General features: G+C 69.3%; 12 protein-coding genes and 1 tRNA gene. 3 read left to right on the top strand and 10 right to left on the bottom strand.

The window, feature by feature from the left end:
• Positions 1–62: 62 nt before the first annotated feature.
• The 3 genes from C1926_RS01970 to C1926_RS01960 are packed head-to-tail and all read right to left on the bottom strand — an operon-like array spanning position 63 to position 6,048.
• The gene (locus tag C1926_RS01970) at positions 63–3,929 is read right to left on the bottom strand and encodes a YhdP family protein (protein WP_108758094.1); all 3,867 of its coding nucleotides are present in this window, start codon (positions 3,927–3,929) and stop codon (positions 63–65) included.
• Between the two features lie 30 nt (positions 3,930–3,959).
• On the bottom strand, positions 3,960–5,447 hold the full coding sequence (gene rng / locus C1926_RS01965; protein ID WP_079222682.1) for a ribonuclease G: 1,488 nt from the start codon (positions 5,445–5,447) through the stop codon (positions 3,960–3,962).
• A complete protein-coding gene (locus C1926_RS01960) occupies positions 5,440–6,048 on the bottom strand; it encodes a Maf family nucleotide pyrophosphatase (RefSeq protein WP_108758093.1) in 609 nt (202 codons plus the stop codon). Before C1926_RS01960 ends, rng begins: the two co-directional genes overlap by 8 nt.
• A gap of 130 nt (positions 6,049–6,178) precedes the next feature.
• Between C1926_RS01960 and C1926_RS01955 the strand changes: the two genes are divergently transcribed.
• From C1926_RS01955 to C1926_RS01945, 3 genes are all read left to right on the top strand, one after another.
• Positions 6,179–6,916 carry an SIMPL domain-containing protein gene (locus tag C1926_RS01955; protein ID WP_079222684.1) on the top strand — a complete coding sequence of 246 codons (738 nt, stop codon included), beginning with the start codon at positions 6,179–6,181 and terminating at the stop codon, positions 6,914–6,916.
• Positions 6,917–7,770: 854 nt separating this feature from the next.
• Positions 7,771–8,430, top strand: a complete 660-nt coding sequence (locus tag C1926_RS01950) for an energy transducer TonB (protein ID WP_108758092.1) — start codon at positions 7,771–7,773, stop codon at positions 8,428–8,430.
• Positions 8,431–8,651: 221 nt separating this feature from the next.
• On the top strand, positions 8,652–11,441 hold the full coding sequence (locus tag C1926_RS01945; protein ID WP_079222686.1) for a TonB-dependent receptor: 2,790 nt from the start codon (positions 8,652–8,654) through the stop codon (positions 11,439–11,441).
• Positions 11,442–11,573: 132 nt separating this feature from the next.
• On the opposite strand, the gene C1926_RS01940 is transcribed toward C1926_RS01945, so the two are convergent.
• The 7 genes from C1926_RS01940 to leuS form a co-directional block, all read right to left on the bottom strand.
• A tRNA-Asn gene (locus tag C1926_RS01940) sits at positions 11,574–11,650 on the bottom strand.
• 22 nt (positions 11,651–11,672) lie between these two features.
• Positions 11,673–12,143, bottom strand: coding sequence for a 23S rRNA (pseudouridine(1915)-N(3))-methyltransferase RlmH (gene rlmH, locus C1926_RS01935; RefSeq protein ID WP_079222687.1), 471 nt, complete (start codon positions 12,141–12,143; stop codon positions 11,673–11,675).
• 65 nt (positions 12,144–12,208) lie between these two features.
• Entirely contained in the window at positions 12,209–12,622 is a 414-nt protein-coding gene (gene rsfS, locus C1926_RS01930; RefSeq protein WP_079222688.1) for a ribosome silencing factor, read from the bottom strand.
• A 71-nt stretch (positions 12,623–12,693) separates the two neighbouring features.
• Positions 12,694–13,359, bottom strand: coding sequence for a nicotinate-nucleotide adenylyltransferase (gene nadD / locus C1926_RS01925; protein WP_108758091.1), 666 nt, complete (start codon positions 13,357–13,359; stop codon positions 12,694–12,696).
• A gap of 3 nt (positions 13,360–13,362) precedes the next feature.
• Positions 13,363–14,400, bottom strand: coding sequence for a DNA polymerase III subunit delta (holA, locus tag C1926_RS01920; RefSeq protein ID WP_079222690.1), 1,038 nt, complete (start codon positions 14,398–14,400; stop codon positions 13,363–13,365).
• Positions 14,401–14,413: 13 nt separating this feature from the next.
• Positions 14,414–14,998 carry an LPS assembly lipoprotein LptE gene (gene lptE / locus C1926_RS01915; RefSeq protein WP_108747128.1) on the bottom strand — a complete coding sequence of 195 codons (585 nt, stop codon included), beginning with the start codon at positions 14,996–14,998 and terminating at the stop codon, positions 14,414–14,416.
• 138 nt (positions 14,999–15,136) lie between these two features.
• Positions 15,137–17,779 carry a leucine--tRNA ligase gene (gene leuS, locus C1926_RS01910; RefSeq protein ID WP_108758090.1) on the bottom strand — a complete coding sequence of 881 codons (2,643 nt, stop codon included), beginning with the start codon at positions 17,777–17,779 and terminating at the stop codon, positions 15,137–15,139.
• Between the last annotated feature and the right edge of the window lie 38 nt (positions 17,780–17,817).

The raw sequence follows: 17,817 nt of genomic DNA, 5'->3' as shown, positions 1-17,817 counted from the left end.
TCTCGATCTGGGGGTCTGGAGGCGGCCAGGCAAGGCCGCCGGATGAACAGGGGCCGCGACGCTCAGCGCGGGCGCGGCAGGTCGGTGACGGTCGGCGGCACCGCCGGGGCCGGTGCAGGCGCGCGCGGCGGGGCCGGGGGACGGTCGCGGCTGCGTTCGATCACCTCCACCTTGGGCTCCTTCCACGGGCCGGTGACCCGGTAGGTGCGGGCGCCGATCTCGCCCAATGGCTTGGACAATACCGCATTGGTGGCCGCACCCAGCGCGGCGCCCACCGGGCCGCCGGCCACCGCGCCGACCACGGTCAGCAGGTTGCCGGCGCGCGGGTTGACGTCGATGGTCTGGTCGAACTGCTGCTGGCGCAGGTCGGTCTGGCCGCGGATGGTGATGTTGGCCGCCGGGCCTTCGATCAGCACCTTGTCGGTGCGCGCCATGCCATCGGCGAACTGCATGCCGCCTTCAATGTGGTTGAACGCAAAGCCCTTGGAGAAGAAATCGCGGAAATCGAACATCAGGCGGCGCGGCAGCTGGGCCACGCTGAGCAGGCCCAGCACGCGGCCGGCACCGGGGTCCAGTTCCAGCAGCTGGCCGTTGCGTGCGTCGATGTCGAGCGTGCCCTGCAGGTTGCCCAGCTGGAAATCGGACGGCCCGCCGGCCCAGGCGGCCTGCAGCTGCGCCTGGCCGGAGCCGCCGCGCAGCTGGCCGGCGTAATCCAGGTTCTGCATCAGCCCGCCAAGGTCCTGGCTGCGCACCTTCGCGGTCAGTTCGGTGCGTGCGCCCTCGCCCTTGCCCAGCCAGCGGCCGGTGATGTCGATCTCCTGGTCCGGCGCGCGGAAGCGCAGAGTGTCCACGTTCAGGCCGTTGCCCAGCGGGCGCGTGCGCAGCACGGCCTGGCCCAGCACCACCTTGCCGAATGTCAGGTCGGCGATGTCCAGTGCGAACGGCGGCAGCTTGGCCGGGTCCATGTCATCGGCACCGGTCTGCGGCCGTGCCGGTGCCGCGGCGGTGTCCGCCCCGGGCGCTGCCGGCGAGGACTGCCAGTGCACACGGTCGAGCTGGCCGCTGATGGTGCCGCCATCGGCATTGGGGACGCTCAGGTGACCGGCCAGCGACGGGCCGTCCAGGCGCACGTCCAGCGCCTGCGCGCCCGGCCGCAGCTGCAGCCGGGTCTGTTCGAAGATGCCGCCGATCAGCATCAGCCTGCCGACCTGCACGTCCACCGCGCGCAGCGGCATCGGGTCGCCATCGCCACCGGCGCCACGCGCCAGGCCGATCCATTCCAGCGCATCCAGGGTCGGGCTGCGGCCGTTGATGGCCAGCCCGCTGGGCGGCGGATCGCGGTCGACGCGGTCGCTGCCCATCGTCACCTGCACGCCGGTCTGGTTGTTGTGGGTGCGCGCCGCCAGCGCCAGGCGCTGGCCGAAGGCCACGTCGATGCGGCCATCGCCCATCGGCAGCTGCGCCGACACCGTCGTCGCCAGCGCATCGGCGGCCGGCTTGTCCAGCGGCGCCGGCAGGTCCAGGCGGGTGCCCACCAGGTCCGAATGCAGGCGCAGTTCGCTCGGCGGGGCCGGCGCACCGGGCGCCACCTTGGGCAGGTTGACCGCAATGGTCCAGGCCGAGGTGCCCTCGAGATAGGGTTTCAACCAGGCCATTTCCGGCGCACGGTCGATCAGCACCTTGGCATCCAGGCGTGCGGCCAGTTCCGATTCAAAGGCCCGCGCGGGATCGCGCACGTAGCCGCCGGCGCGCAGGCTCAGGCGGCCGTCCTGGCCCAGGTGCCGCACTGCCAGGTCCTCGGCGGCGAAACCACCGCTGCCGTACCGCGCCTGGCCCTGCATGGCGTCGAATTCCAGATCGAAGCGCTTGTCCACCAGCTTCACGCCGGCCAGGTCCACCGTGCCCTGCAGGTGCCCGCCGCTTTCGTCGTGGTGCAGCGGCTGCAGCAGGTCGAAGTGTACGTTGGCCGGTCCGCTGGCCACGAGATTGTCCAGGGTGTCGCCGTAATCCTTGTGCAGGCCACTCTGCCGCAGCATCGCCAGCAGCCGGCCCGCCTCGCTCTGGCTGTCGGCTCGCACGTACAGCGGCGCATGGCCGAAATCCTCGATGCCGGCCTCGAACTTCTGCACCGCCACGCCGGCCAGGTCACCACGGCCCTGCATGTGGAAACCGGGGCCGATGAAGGCGATGTCGGCGTCGACCTGGCCCATCAGCGGCCAGTCGTGCTGGAAGCGGATGTCGCCGTTGCTGATGTGGCCGGTGGCCTCGAAGCGGCCATCGTTGTTGTCGAACGGCCAGTCGTCCAGGTCACCGCTGACCAGGCCGATGCCGCCGCGCACCTGGCCGCCGACCAGGGCGGCATCCAGCCAGTCAGTGGCGCCCTTGCTCATCCTGGAATGGATCCAGAACCGCTTGGCGGCGGTCATCGGCACGTCGTCCAGCTTGGCCGCCAGCTGCAGCCACGGCCGCGTGCCATCGCCCTGGAACCAGACCCCGCCGCGCACGTCGGCCGCGTAATTGGTGCCCTCCACCCGCATGGCGGGCGTACCGATGCGCCAGCCACCGGCTTCATCGCGCCAGCCGACGATCTGCCCGGCCAGGTGCAGGTCGTGGCGCTCGCCGAAGCCGGTCGGCCAGTCGAACTGCAGTTCCTGCTGCGGCTTCAGCTGCAGGCTGAAACCATCGGCATCACCTTCGAAGCGTCCGCCCAGGCCCCGAACGCCGGGGGCATCGCCGACGCTGGCAAAACCCAGCGCCTGCAGCTCACCCTGCGCCCACAGCGGGCCGTCGCGCTGGCCCTGCAACTGTAGCGCCTGCACGTCCAGCTGCGGCCTGGACAGGTACAGCCAGCGCCGCAGGCCCGGTTCCAGGCGGTCGCTCAGGGCCAGCGCGCGCAGCGCGGTACCGGCCTGCACCGCCCCGCTGCTGATCCGCAGCTGCTTGCCCACCTGCACCTGCAGGCCATCGAGTTGTTGCTGGTCCGGCCCGGCCTGCAGGCGCAGGCGCGGCACCTGCAGCGCCCAGCCGTCGCCCTGGCGCTGCCAGCGCAGGCGGGCCTGCACGCGCTGCAGCTGCAGGCCCGGCGTGGTCACGCCCGGCAGCGGCGCGCCATCGATGCGCACCTCGCGCAGGTCCGAATCGGTGGTCAGGGCCACCGGCGCGAAATCGCGCAGGGCCAGCCACAGGTTGAGTTCGCCCTTGCCCTCGCGCAGGCGCACGCCGCCGGCCGCCAGCAGCGGCGACCATGCATGGAAATCGACCGGGTCGGCACCCAGCCATGCCTGGCCGTTGCCGTGGCGGCGGTCCAGGTCCAGCACCGCCGTCAGCGGCAGCGCATCGGTCTGCGCCCAGGCGCGCACGCCCACCCGCAGGCGGTCGCCATCCACGCGCAGGCGCAGGTCGATGCGCGGCAGCGTGGCATCCACGCCCAGGCCGGGCGCATGCACGCCCAGGCGGCCACCGATCACCTGCAGTTCGCCCAGCCGGCGCAGCGCATCCAGCGGATCACCGCTGCTGGATTGCGGCAGCCCTCGCACCGACCAGCGACCATCGCTGGCCTGCTGCAGGTCCAGGGCCAGGCCGCGCAGGCGCAGTTCGGTCAGCGAACGGCCCGGTAGCAGGCCGCTGTACATCGACACCAGTACTTCGGCCTCGCCGATGGCCAGCCCCTGCCCGGCGCCGATGCGCAGGCCCTTGAGCTGCAGCAGCGGGCCACGGCGGGTCCAGGCGGTGTCCAGTTGTTCGAAGCGCACCGGTTGCCCGGCGCGCTCACTCAGCCAGGCCGCAATCGCCTGGGGATGGCGCTCGGCCAACGGCAGCAGCTGGCTGAGCGTACCCACCAGCAGCGCCAGCACGACCAGACCGACCGCGCATGCAGCAACGAAATGACGGCGGATCCTTCGCAGTCGCAGGCGCGGCGGCGCGCTCATCGGCCTCGACCGATGCCCGGCCCGCGTGCTTCAGAGCAGAACGACATCGAACTGCTCCTGCAGGTACTGCTCATCGGCCTGGAAGCGGATGCTCTTGCCGAGGAACTCCTCCAGCTCGGCCACCGCCGCCGACTCCTCGTCGGTGATGCGCGCCACGACCTTGGTCGAGGCGATCACCAGCAGGCGCGCCGCTTCGAACTGGCGCACCGCGCGGGTGATCTCGCGGAAGATCTCGTAGGTCACCGTCTCGGTGGTCTTGATCGAGCCCCGCCCGCTGCACTGCGGGCAGGTCTCCGACAGCTGCCGTTCCAGGCTTTCCACGGTGCGCTTGCGGGTCATCTCGACCAGGCCCAGCGGCGAGAAGTCGTACACCGTGGTCTTGGCGTGGTCGCGGGCCAGGGCCTTTTCCAGCGTGCGCAGGACCTGTCGGCGGTGCTCGGCGTCATCCATGTCGATGAAGTCGATGATGATGATGCCGCCCAGGTTGCGCAGCCGCAGCTGCCTGGCCACCGCCTGCGCGGCCTCCAGGTTGGTGCGGAACACGGTCTCTTCCAGGTTGCGCTGGCCAAGGAACGAGCCGGTGTTCACGTCGATGGTGGTCATCGCCTCGGTCTGGTCGATGACCAGGTAGCCGCCGGACTTCAGCGGCACCTGCTTGTCCAGCGCGCGGCCGATCTCGTCCTCCACCCCGAACATGTCGAAGATCGGCCGGTCGCCCGAATACAGCTCCAGCTTCTCGGCCAGCACCGGCATGTACTTGGCCACGAAGGCCTGCAGCTGGGCGAAGGTTTCCTTCGAGTCGACCTTCACCTTGTCCACGTCCTTGCGGATCAGGTCGCGTACCGAACGCAGCGGCAGGCTCAGGTCTTCATAGATGTTGCTGCACGAGGGGGCTTCGCGGCCCCGCCGTTCGACCACGTTCCAGACGCGCGACAGGTAGGCCACGTCCTCGGCGATGGCCTCGGCCGGCTGCCCTTCGGCATTGGTGCGCACGATGTAGCCATAGCCACCATGCTGGGCCGACAGCTCGGTCACCAGCGCCTTCAGCCGCGCGCGCTCGCCTTCATCCTCGATGCGCGCCGACACGCCCACCACCTTGGACTGCGGCAGCAGCACCATGTAGCGGGACGGAATGCTGATCTGGGTGGTCAGGCGGGCGCCCTTGGTGCCGATCGGGTCCTTCACCACCTGCACCACGATGTCCTGGCCGTCGCGCAGCAGCTCGACGATGGGCACGCTGGACGGCGGCGGCAGGGTGGTGTGCTCGGTATCGGCGCTGGCCACCGGGGCCGGCCGCACCACGTCGTTGGCGTGCAGGAACGCGGCGCGCTCCAGGCCCACCTCGACGAAGGCCGCCTGCATGCCGGGCATGACCCGCTGCACCTTGCCCTTGTAGATGTTGCCGACCACGCCGCGGCGCCAGCCGCGTTCGATGTGCAGCTCCTGCAGCATGCCGTTCTCGATCACCGCGACCCGGGTCTCGCGCGGGGTCACATTGACCAGGATTTCCTCAGACATCGGCAGCCTCCCTGGCGGCATCGGCAATGGGGGCCGGCACGCCGCAGCGCGCCAGCAGACGATCGGTATGAAGCAGCGGCAACCCCATCACGCCGGAGTAGCTGCCGGAAAGGTGTTCGATCCAGCGCTCGGCGCCCCCCTGGATGGCATAGGCACCAGCCTTGTCCAGCGGCTCGCCGGTGGCCACGTAGGCGGCGATGTCGGCCGCGCTGATCGGGGCGAAGGTGACCTCGGAAACGACCAGTTCACTGTCCAGCCCGCCAGCGCCCACCACCACCACGGCCGTCATCACCTGGTGGGTGCGCCCGGCCAGCCGCGCCAGCATCGCCCGCGCGTCGGCCGCATCGGCCGGCTTGCCGAACACCTCGCCGTCGAGCACGACCTCGGTATCCGAGCCCAGCACCCGCGCCTGCGGGTCGGTGGCCAGCACCGCGGCCAGGCCGGCGCGCGCCTTGTCGGCCGCCACGCGGCATACATAGTGTTCGGCGCTTTCGGCAGCCGCGCGCACCTCGGGCACCTCCAGGTCGAGGGCCTGGAAGGGGCGTCCGAGTCGGGCCAGCAGCTGGTTGCGTCGGGGGGAGCGGGAAGCAAGATAGAGCATCGGCACAGCATAACCTGAGGGCGCTGCCTGAATCGTCGGCAACCCCGCCCGGCACGCCTCAAACCCCGAACGGACTCACAGCGCGTTCATCGCTACGACACCACCCTCACCGCCACAACAAGGAGATCCCATGCGCCGCACCGTCACCCCGCTGCTGCTCGCCCTGTCCCTCGCTCTTGGAGCCTCGATGACCGCCCACGCCGCCCCGTCGTCGCCGTCGATCGCCGCCGCGGCCGAAGGCACCCTGCTGAACATCTCGGCCAATGCCGAGGCCACCCGCGTGCCGGACGTGGCCACCCTGTCGGCCGGCGTGGTCACCCAGGCCGCCGACGGCAACAGCGCCATGCGCCAGAACGCCCAGCAGATGGACAAGGTGCTGGCCGCGATCAAGGCCGCCGGCATTGCCGAGCGCGACGTGCAGACCAGCGGCGTCAGCCTGAACCCCCAGTACCGCTATGCCGACAACGAAGCGCCGAAGATCACCGGCTACCAGGCCAGCAACACGGTCAGCCTGAAGGTGCGCGACATCGCCAAGCTGGGCAAGGTGCTCGATGCCCTGGCCGCCCAGGGCGCCAACCAGATCAACGGCCCGCAGTTCGAGATCGACCAGCCCGAGCCGGTCTATGACGAAGCCCGCCTGGCCGCGCTGAAGAAGGCCCAGGCCCGCGCCCAGACCTATGCGACGTCGCTGGGCCTGCAGGTGCGCCGCATCGTCAGCATTTCCGAGAACAGCAACGGCGGCTTCCGCCCGATGCCGATGATGCGGGCCATGGCCGCCGGTGCGGCGATGGACAAGGCCACCCCGGTCGCCCCCGGTGAATCGACCGTGTCGGTGAACCTGGACGTGGTGTTCGAACTGGGCCGCTGATCGCGCGCGCCAGGCCAGCGCGGGGCCGCCACATGGGTAGCGCGGGGCCATGCCCCGCGAGCGCAGCGGCGCATCTTCTTCCGCCGGGCATGGCCCGGCGCTACCGGCAGATGCCTCGCACGAGGCCGCCACATGGGTAGCGCGGGGCCATGCCCCGCGAGCGCAGCGGCGCATCTTCTTCCGCCGGGCATGGCCCGGCGCTACCGGCAGATGCCTCGCGCGGAGGCCGCCACATGGGTAGCGCGGGGCCATGCCCCGCGAGCGCAGCGGCGCGTCTTCTCCCGCCGGGCATGGCCCGGCGCTACCGGCAGATGCCTCGCACGAGGCCGCCACATGGGTAGCGCGGGGCCGTGCCCCGCGAGCGCAGCGGCGTGTCTTCATCCGCCGGGCATGGCCCGGCGCTACCGGCAGATGTCTCGCGCGAGGCCGCCACAGGGGTAGCGCGGGGCCGTGCCCCGCGAGCGCAGCGGCGTGTCTTCATCCGCCGGGCATGGCCCGGCGCTACCGGCAGATGTCTCGCGCGGGGCCGCCACATGGGTAGCGCGGGGCCATGCCCCGCGAGCGCAGCGGCGTGTCTTCATCCGCCGGGCATGGCCCGGCGCTACCGGCAGATGCCTCGCGCGGGGCCGCCACATGGGTAGCGCGGGGCCGTGCCCCGCGAGCGCAGCGGCGTGTCCTCATCCGCCGGGCATGGCCCGGCGCTACCCCTTCATGAAGGCCAGCCCAACGGCAGCGCCCGTGCCTCTAGGCAGTGGCCGGGCGCCGGCGCTAATGATTGACTGCCAGCCGCGTGCGGCAACCCCGATGGCGGCCCTGGTGCGTTGAGGACTTCGTCACTGGCATGGAGGTGGACCATGGTTCGTACGTATCCCGTTGTACCGCTGCAGTTCGATCCCGCCCGCGTCGCCGCCTGGAGCGCGGCCATTGCCCTGCACCTGCTGGCCTTCCTGTTGCTGCTCATCCCGGCAACCTACCAGGCCATCACCGCCCTTCCCCGCGACAGTACCGAGGTGAGGCTGATCCCCAAGGAGCAACCGAAACCGCCGGAGCCGACCCCGGTGCCGCCGGAGCTGGTCCAGGTGAAGGTCGACCCCAAGCCGAAGACCACGCCGACGGTCGTCCCGCCCCTGCCCACCCCGACCGCAACGCTGGAAGAAGCCCAGGGCATCATCCTGCCCGCCGCCGAACCGGCACCGGTACAGGCGGTGCCGAGCGTTGCGCCCTCCACCCCGATGGCCGGGGTGCAGCTGCAGTACCGCAGCGCCCCGCCGCCGGCCTACCCGGTGCAGGCCGTGCGCAGCCACGAACAGGGCACCGTCCTGCTGCGGGTCGAGGTGGACCCCAGCGGCCAGCCGGTGGATGTCAGCATCGAGCGCAGCAGTGGCTCGCGCAGCCTGGACCAGGCGGCCCGGCAGCAGGTCCTGCGCCACTGGCGCTTCGTGCCGGCCGAGCGTGACGGCCAGGCGGTAGCGGCCATCGGCATGGTGCCGGTGCAGTTCTCCCTGCCGCAGTAGGGCCCGTGCCGGCCCGGCGCACTGCCGGGCCGGCCATACAGGCCGCCTGTACCCCGTCAATAGCCGTTCACGCCAAAACGTTTCGCTTTGGTCGAAAGATCGTTACGAATTCAGTAAAACTTCACACCGCCGTCACCTGCCAGAAACCTAGATTGATGCGTCCCCGGGGCACACCGGGTGACAGCCCTCAATGCTCGAGTTTTCCAGTCAGGAGAGAAGCTGTGAAACACCCGATCCAACGGCCCGCCAGCCGCCGCCAAAACCACCTGGCAACTTCCATCACCCATATCCTCGCTGGCGGCACCCTGCTGCTGGCCGGCGCCGCGGTCTCCTCCTCTGCCTTCGCACAGGAACAGGCCACCAACCTTGACCGCATCACGGTCACCGGTTCGAACATCCCGCGCACCAACACCGAAACGCCGTCCCCGGTGCAGGTGGTGACCCGCCAGGAAATCGACCGCACCGGCAAGACCACGGTCGCCGAATACCTGCAGACGCTGACCGCCGACGGCGCCGGCTCCATTCCCAAGACCTTCGGCAACGGCTTCGCCGGTGGCGGCGCGGGCATTTCGCTGCGCGGCCTGGGCGCCGGCTCGACGCTGGTGCTGTTGAACGGCCGCCGCATGGCGACTTACGGCCTGGCTGACGATGGCCAGAAGGTGTTCACCGACCTCAGCACCATCCCGCTTGACGCCGTCGAGCGCGTGGAAGTGCTGAAGGACGGCGCCTCGGCCATCTACGGTTCCGACGCGATCGCCGGCGTGGTCAACATCATCCTGCGCAGCGACTTCCAGGGCGCGATCCTGCGTGGTTCCTACGGCGTGTCCGGCGATGGCGACGGCGATGCCAAGAAGGCCACTCTGACCGCCGGTACCGGCGACCTCGCCAGCGATGGCTGGAACGCCTTCTTCAGCCTGGACGTCGGCAAGACTGACCGCATCCAGATCAGCGACCGCAAGAACCGCAAGTGGATCGGCACCGGCGACATCCGCCGCTGGGGCTACGATGCCGCCGATGCGCAGTTCCTGGGTGGCGCCTACCTGTCCGGCGGCACGGCCGGCGGCACCGGCCCGAACGGCTCGGTGTTCGACAACACCGGCCACCTGGTCGCCCTGCCGGGCTGCGCCGGCGTGACCACGATCCCGGGCCAGACCGATGCCACCGCCCAGGCACAGGGTTGCCTGTGGGATCCGGCACAGCTGTACCGCGACCTGAGCCCGGAAGAGAAGTACGTCAATGTGTTTGGTCGTGCCAGCTTCGCCTTCGGTGAAGGTGGTGAGATCTACACCGAGATCGGCTACTCGAAGAAGGAAACCATCTTCAGCAACACGCCGTCCGGCGTGTCCGGCGGCTGGGGTTACCCGGGCGGCCCGGTCAACGCCAACAGCGGCCCGGGTGCAACCATGCTGTACGCCGGCCACCCGGACAACCCGCTGCCCTACGCTGCGCGCCTGCGCTACAGCGCCTGGGACGTGGGCCCGCGCGTGACCGACAACACCAATGAGTTCAACCGTTTCCTGGTGGGTGCGAAGGGCAACTGGGGTGAGTGGAGCTACGACACCGCCTACCTGCATTCGGGCACCGACCTGGTCAACAAGCGCACCGGCTTCCTGAACTACGACGCCGTGCGCTGCGTGCTGGGCAACCCGGCCTGCCCGTACGGCACCTGGCGCATCGGCGACAACGCGTCGCAGACGCCGCAGTCGGTCTACGATGCGATCAGCCCGACCATCAGCGCCCGCGCCAAGTCCAGCCTGGACATGTTCGACTTCACCATCTCGCGCAGCCTGATGGACCTGAAGGGCGGCCCGCTGGGCCTGGCCTTCGGTACCGAGTGGCGCAAGACCAGCAACAGCCTGACCCCGCAGACGTTCACCGACGTTGGCCAGATCATCGGCCTGGGCTACTCGGCCTATGACGGCACCCAGAACGTGTACGCCGGCTACGCCGAACTGTCCGCGCCGGTGCTGGAATCGCTGGAACTGTCCGGCGCCGTGCGTTACGACAAGTACGAGAGCGGTGAAGGCAAGGCCACGCCGAAGCTGGGCGTGAAGTGGACCCCGGCCGACTGGATCGCCCTGCGCGCCAGCTACGCCGAAGGCTTCCGCGCGCCGAACCCCGCCGAGAACGGTGACGGTGGCCTGGCTGCCTTCTCCAACGCACGCGATCCGGTGCGTTGCGGCATCGATCCGGCCAACGAGTGCACCGCGCGCTCGGTGGCGATCATCACCCGCCCGAACAAGGACCTGAAGCCGGAAGAGTCCAAGAGCTACTCGGTGGGTATCGTGCTGCAGCCGACCTCCAGCACCTCGATGACCGTTGACGCTTGGGAAATCAAGCGCACCAACGAAATCGCGCAGGGCAGCACCGCCGATGCCATCGCCGCCGGCAACGTGCTGCGTGATTCCAACAACATCGGTGGCGTGCTCAACAGCGGCACGATCCTGGCGGTCAACACGGCCTACGTGAACGCCAACTCCTCGCGTGTCCGCGGTATCGACACCGACGTGCGCCAGACCTTCGACCTGGGTCCGGGCCAGCTGGAGATGGACCTGCAGTGGAGCCACATCCTGAAGTTCGAACGTACCGAGGGTGACACCACCGTCGATTACGTCGGCACCCACGGCAACTGCGACGTGACCAACTGCATCGGTACGCCGCAGGACAAGATCAACTTCGGCACCACCTGGAAGCAGGGCCCGTGGAGCGTCAGCGGCGTGGTGAACTACATCGACAGCATGGAGAACAAGGACCGCCGCGGTGGCGACTACCTGGCCTTCTATGAAGATGGTTCGCCGGTGGAGAAGATCTCCTCCTTCACCACCTTCGATCTGTCCGGCCGCTGGAACATCACCGAAGCCTTCGAACTGAACGCATCGGTGCAGAACGTGTTCGATCGCATCGCTCCGCTCGACCCCAGCACCTACGGTGCGGTCAACTACAACCCGCTGCACTTCAGCGGCGCGATTGGCCGTTACTTCACCGTCGGCGCCAAGTACACCTTCAAGTAATCGAAGGCGCGTCATCTGCAAAGGCCCGGGCAACTGCCCGGGCCTTTGTTTTTTGCGTCACGCCGGGCATGTGCGGCGCCCTGGCAGACGCGCAAAAAAAAACCCGCATCTCGCGATGCGGGTTTTCAAAGGTGGCGCCCGAAGTTGGACTCGAACCAACGACCCCCTGATTAACAGTCAAGTGCTCTAACCGGCTGAGCTATTCGGGCAGACGATTAGTATAACCACTCTTCACGCGCGATGGTAGGGGTGATTGGCAATCATTGCCGCCGCGCGATACAGCTGCTCGGCCACCACCAGGCGCACCAGCATGTGCGGCAGCGTCAGCGGTCCGATCGACCACTTTTCATCGGCCAGCGCGGACACTTCCGGCGAGTGACCTTCGGGGCCACCGATCAGGAAGGCGAGATCCCTGCCCTGCCCGCGCCAGTGCTCGAGGCGCTGCGCCAGCTGTTCGGAACTGAGCTGGCGGCCCGGCACATCCAGTGCCACCACGTAGGCGTTCTTCGGCAGCGCGGCAATCACCCGCTTGCCTTCGTCCTCGGTGGCGCGGCGCGCATCGCGCCCCTTGCCACGCAGGCCCGGCTCGATTTCCACCAGCTCGAACGGCAACCAGTGCGACAGCCGTTTCTGGTACTCGGCAAAGCCCTGCGCGACCCAGCTGGGTGCGCGTTCACCGGTGGCGATCAGGCGCGCTTTCATCGATGGCATCTCCAAAACGTCGACGGCGCCATCGGCGCCGTCGAAGGGTGCAGCAACGCCGTGGCTCAGGCCACTTCGTCGTCGTCGCTCGGCGGCGGCTGGTCGCCAACCGTCCACAGGCGCTCGAGCGCGTAGAACTCGCGCACGCGCGGCAGCATGACGTGGACGATGACGTCGCCCAGGTCGACCAGCACCCACTCGGCTTCGCGCTCGCCTTCCACGCCCAGCGGCATCACGTCGATGTTCTTGGCGAAGCGCACGACTTCATCGGCGATCGACTTGACGTGGCGGGTCGAGGTGCCCGAAACGACGATCATGTAGTCGGCCACGCTGGACCGGCCGCGCACGTCGATCTCGACCAGGTCCTTGGCCTTCAGGTCTTCGGTGGCTTGGCGGACGCTGGCCAGCAGTTCCGGCACGGAGGGCGGCGGGCTGGGCAGATCGACCTTGATGGTCTGGGGCTGGGTCTGGTTGCTCAAAGTGGATCGACTCGATAAACGTGGGGGCGATTATACGGGCATGGCGCGCCTGCGCCATTCACGGCATGCATTCAGGGCGTATCGGGCCGGTACAGGCGCTGGTCGGCCACGTAGTCGGCCACCGCCGGCGGCAGCATGGCCCGCCAGGGCCCGGCGGCGGCGATCTGGGTGCGGACGGCGCTGGCCGACTCACCGCGCAGGGGATGGTGCAGGCGCAGCACGCGCCCGGCCGGGCTGGCGAACAGCGACTGCTCGTTGTCGGCCCAGCGGCCCTCCAGGGCCTGGCCGAGCTCGCCGGCCACGGCATCGCGCAGCGGGCTGCCCGGGCGCTCGGCCACGATGAAATGGGCCAGGCCGAACAGCGCCTGCCATTCATGCCAGGCCGGCAGGGCCAGCAGGCTGTCGGCACCCACCAGCCAGGCCAGCGGCCGGCTCGGGCCGAGTTCGGCGCGCAGCTCGCGCAGGGTGTCCACGGTATAGGACGGGCGGCCGGGATCCCGTGCGGCCCGGTCCAGCTCGCGGCGGTCCAGCAGCAGGCCGGGCTCGTCACCGATGGCCAGCGACAGCATGCGGCAGCGTTGCTCAGCGGTGGCGCCCGGGGCGGCGCGGTGCGGCGGGTCGGCAGCCGGCAACATGCGCACGGCCACCTGCAGTTCGTCGCGTGCGGCGCGCGCGATGGCCAGATGGCCCAGGTGCACCGGATCGAAGGTGCCCCCGTAGTAGATCCGCAGGCTCATCACTCAGGCGCGCGCGAGCAGGCGCACGGCGCGGGCTTCGGCCACCGCCACCAGCAGCCGCTCCAGCGCCAGCCAGGCGTCACCGTCGGCGCGGCCCTTGGCGATGCGGTCGACCAGGCCCGCCTCGGCCACGAAGCGCTCCCAGCGCTTGCCCTCAGGGTGCCGCTGCAGCGCGCGCTTGTACGGCGCCTGCCGCGATTCCCAGATGCCGCGCGATTTCATTTCGGCGGCCAGGTTGCCGCCGCGGGCCTGCACCCGCGCCAGGCCGGCACCGGCCAGCAGCTCGCGGATCACGATCGGCATCAGCGCGGCCACGGCCTCGCCTTCGCCACGCAGGCCGGCGAGCATGCGCAGCACCGCCTGCGGCTGGCCCGAGAACGTTGCTTCGACCAGACGGAACACGTCGTAGCGGGCGGCGTCGGCCACCAGCGATTCCATCCGTTCCACGTCCAGCGGCTGGCCGTCGGCCAGCAGGGCCAGCTTGTCGATTTCCTGCGCGGCGGCCAACAGGTTGCCTTCCACGCGTTCGGCCAGGCGCTGCACCGCTGCGCCATCGGCACGCAGGCCCTTGCTGCGCAGGCGGCGTTCGATCCAGTCCGGCAGTTCATGCGGCTTGATCGCCCAGGCCACCGACAGCACGCCGACGCGGTTGACCGCCTCGGCCCACTTGCCCTGGTGGGCCTTGCTCCATTCGTTGGCGGTGATCAGCAGCACCACGTCCGGCGCCGGGTCGGCGCAGAACCGGCTGATGACTTCGGCGCCGTCCTTGCCCGGCTTGCCGCTGGGCAGGCGCACTTCCACCAGGCGCCGCGCACTGAACAGGCTCGGCGCGTTGAAGCTGGCATCAAGCTGGTTCCAGTCGAAATCGCGGCCGTCGGCGTCGAACACCTCGCGCTCGTCCACGCCGCTGGCGCGGGCGCGGGCGCGCACCGCATCGGCGGCTTCCAGCACGCGCAGGGTTTCCGGGCCGGCGATCAGGTATACCGGCGCCAGCGCGGTGTCACCGCCCTGGCTGGCCAGCTGTTCCGGTCGCAGTTCCATCGTATGCGGCGGCTCAGGGCTTGACCGGCGCCGGCACGGTGGCCGGTTCGCCATCGGTCGACACGGCCGGCTTCGGCGCGGACAGGCTGCCGCCGCGTTCCAGCTCGGCACGCACCACGCTGTCGATGCGGCGGATGATCGAGGCGGACATTTCCCGGCGCAGCTCGTCGGCCAGGATCTCGCGTTCGGTGGTGGTACCGGTGGCGTCGGTCGGCGGCGACACGTAGTCGCGCGACAGTTCGATCACCTGCTGCGGCACCAGCTCGCTGCCGTCTTCGCGGCGGAAGATGAAGATGACCGCATAGCGCAGGCTGTATTCCTGTGCGCGGCCCTGTGCGTCGATGGCGATGGGCAGATCACCCCAGCGCTCGGACAGCACCTGCAGCTGTGCCGCCGGATCCGTGCTGTCCTCGTCGGCCAGCTTCGCGCCGGACGCCAGCAGGCTGCGGTTCAACAGCTTGACCAGCTCGCTGTAGGGCGCAGTGGAGACCACCTTCACCGGCGCGGTGTCGGTCGGCAGCATCAACTTGTTGCGCAGGTGGAAGCCACAGCCGGCAAGGCCGAGGACAAGGACGAGGGCAAGCAGAATTCGGGTCATGGGAACAGTCTGGCGGAGCCGGGCGATCACGGCAACAGACAGCGTGCCCGAGGACGCGTGAACGCAGGGCCATCGGCACGTGGCCGTGGCATGGCGACAACGCACCGGCCGCCAGGGCGGCGGCCGGTGCCGGGTGCATCAGGCAGCGACGATGTTCACGATCTTGCCGGGGACGATGATGATCTTGCGCACCGTCAGGCCTTCCATGAACTTGGCGGTGTTCGGCTCGGCCAGGGCCAGTGCCTCCACCTGCTCGCGCGCGGCGTCGGCGGCCACGTCGATGGTGCCACGCAGCTTGCCGTTGACCTGCACCGCCAGGGTCAGCGCATCACGCACCAGCGCGGCACTGTCGGCCTGCGGGAACGGCTGGTCTTCCAGCAGCGTCTGGCCGTGGCCCAGCACCTGCCAGAGGGTGTGGCTGGCGTGCGGGGTGATCGGGTTGAGCAGCAGCACGACGGCCTGCAGCGCTTCCTGGCGCACCGCACGACCCTGTTCGCTCGCGTCCTCGAACTTGGCCAGTGCGTTCATCAGTTCCATCACCGCAGCGATGGCGGTGTTGAAGCTGTGGCGGCGGCCGTAGTCGTCGCCGACCTTGCCGATGGTCTCGTGGGTCTTGCGGCGCAGTGCCTTCTGGTTGGCATCCAGCGCGGCCACGTCCAGTGCCGGGGCGGCACCGTCGGCAGCGTGCTTGTGCACCTGGGCCCACAGGCGGCGCAGGAAGCGGGCCATGCCGTCCACGCCCGCTTCGTTCCACTCCAGCGACTGTTCCGGCGGCGCGGCGAACATCGAGAACAGGCGCACGGTGTCGGCGCCGTACTTGCCGACCATCGCCTGCGGGTCCACGCCGTTGTTCTTCGACTTGGACATCTTCTCGGTGCCACCAACCACCACCGGCTGGCCGTCGGCGATCAGCGTGGCGCCGGTGATGCGGCCGCGCTCGTCGCGCTGCACGTCCACGTCGGCCGGGTTGATCCAGTCCTTGGAGCCGTCCGGGTTCGGGCGGTAGTAGGTCTCGGCGATCACCATGCCCTGGCACAGCAGGTTGCGCGCCGGTTCGTTGCTGTCCACCATCCGCGCGTCACGCAGCAGCTTGTGGTAGAAGCGGAAATACATCAGGTGCAGGATCGCGTGCTCGATGCCACCGATGTACTGGTCCACCGGCAGCCAGTAGTTGCCGCGCTTGTCGACGGCATCACGGGCACCCGGCGAGGTGTAACGGGCGTAGTACCAGCTCGACTCCATGAAGGTGTCGAAGGTGTCGGTCTCGCGCTCGGCCGCGCCGCCGCAGTCCGGGCAGGTGGTCTTGCGCCATTCCGGGTCGGTCTTGATCGGCGAACCGGTGCCCGCAAAGGCCACGTCCTCCGGCAGCACCACCGGCAGCTGTTCTTCCGGCACCGGCACCGCGCCGCACTTGGCGCAGTAGATCACCGGAATCGGGCAGCCCCAGTAACGCTGGCGGCTCACGCCCCAGTCGCGCAGGCGGTAGTTGACGCGGCGCTGGCCCTGGGCCTTGCGCTCGAAACGCTCGGCCAGCGCTTCAAAGGCGCCCTGGAAGTCCAGGCCGTCGAATTCGGCCGAGTTGACCAGTTCGGTCTGGCGGCTCTTGTCGCTGTACCAGTCCTGCCAGCGGGTGGCGTCCCAGGTGCGCTCATCGTCGTTGCGCGCATCCTTCAGGGCGATGACCTGCACGATCGGCAGGCCGTACTTGTTGGCCACCTCGTTGTCGCGCTGGTCGTGGCCGGGCACGGCCATCACCGCGCCGGTGCCGTAGCCCATCAGCACGAAGTTGGCCACCCACACCGGCACCTGCTCGCCGGTGACCGGGTGCACGGCGCGCAGGCCGGTATCCATGCCGCGCTTTTCCTGGGTTTCCAGTTCGGCTTCGGACACGCCGCCCTGCTTCAGGTCGGCCAGCATCGCCGCCAGTTCGGGGTTGTTCTTCGCCGCGTGCAGCGCCAGCGGGTGTTCGGCGGCAATCGACACGAAGGTCACGCCCATCACCGTATCCGGGCGGGTGGTGAACACGCGCAGCGGGTCCAGCGCGCTGCCATCGACATCGCGCACGTCGAACTGGATTTCCAGGCCTTCGGAACGGCCGATCCAGTTGCGCTGCATGGTCTTGACCGATTCCGGCCAGCCGTCCAGCTCATCCAGGCCGTCCAGCAGTTCCTGGGCGTAATCGGTGATGCGCAGGAACCACTGCGGGATCTCGCGCTTCTCGACCAGGGCGCCGGAGCGCCAGCCGCGGCCGTCGATGACCTGCTCGTTGGCCAGCACGGTCTGGTCGACCGGGTCCCAGTTCACCACCGCGTTGCGGCGGTAGGCCAGGCCCTTGCGCATCAGGCGGGTGAACATGCGCTGCTCGTGGACATAGTAGTCCGGGCGGCAGGTGGCGAACTCGCGCGACCAGTCGATGGCATAGCCCAGCGACTGCAGCTGGCTGCGCATGTGGTCGATGTTCTTGTAGGTCCACGCCGCCGGCGCGGTCTTGTTCTTGATCGCGGCGTTTTCCGCCGGCAGGCCGAACGCGTCCCAGCCCATCGGCTGCAGCACGTTGTGGCCGGTCATGCGCTTGTAGCGGCTGATCACGTCGCCGATCGTGTAGTTGCGCACATGACCCATGTGCAGCGCGCCGGACGGGTACGGAAGCATCGACAGGCAGTAGTATTTCGGCTTGTCCGAGGTCTCGTCGACCTCGAAGGCGCGGGTGGCATCCCAGAAGCTCTGGGCGGCGGATTCAACCTGCTGCGGGTCGTAAACGTTGGGTTCGGCGCTGGTCATGTAACACGCGGTTGCGGCGGCAAAGCGGTACAGCGTAC

Origin of the sequence: Stenotrophomonas sp. ZAC14A_NAIMI4_1, assembly GCF_003086915.1 — a bacterium.
GTDB lineage: Bacteria > Pseudomonadota > Gammaproteobacteria > Xanthomonadales > Xanthomonadaceae > Stenotrophomonas.
This window is presented reverse-complemented; position numbering and strand designations above follow the sequence as displayed.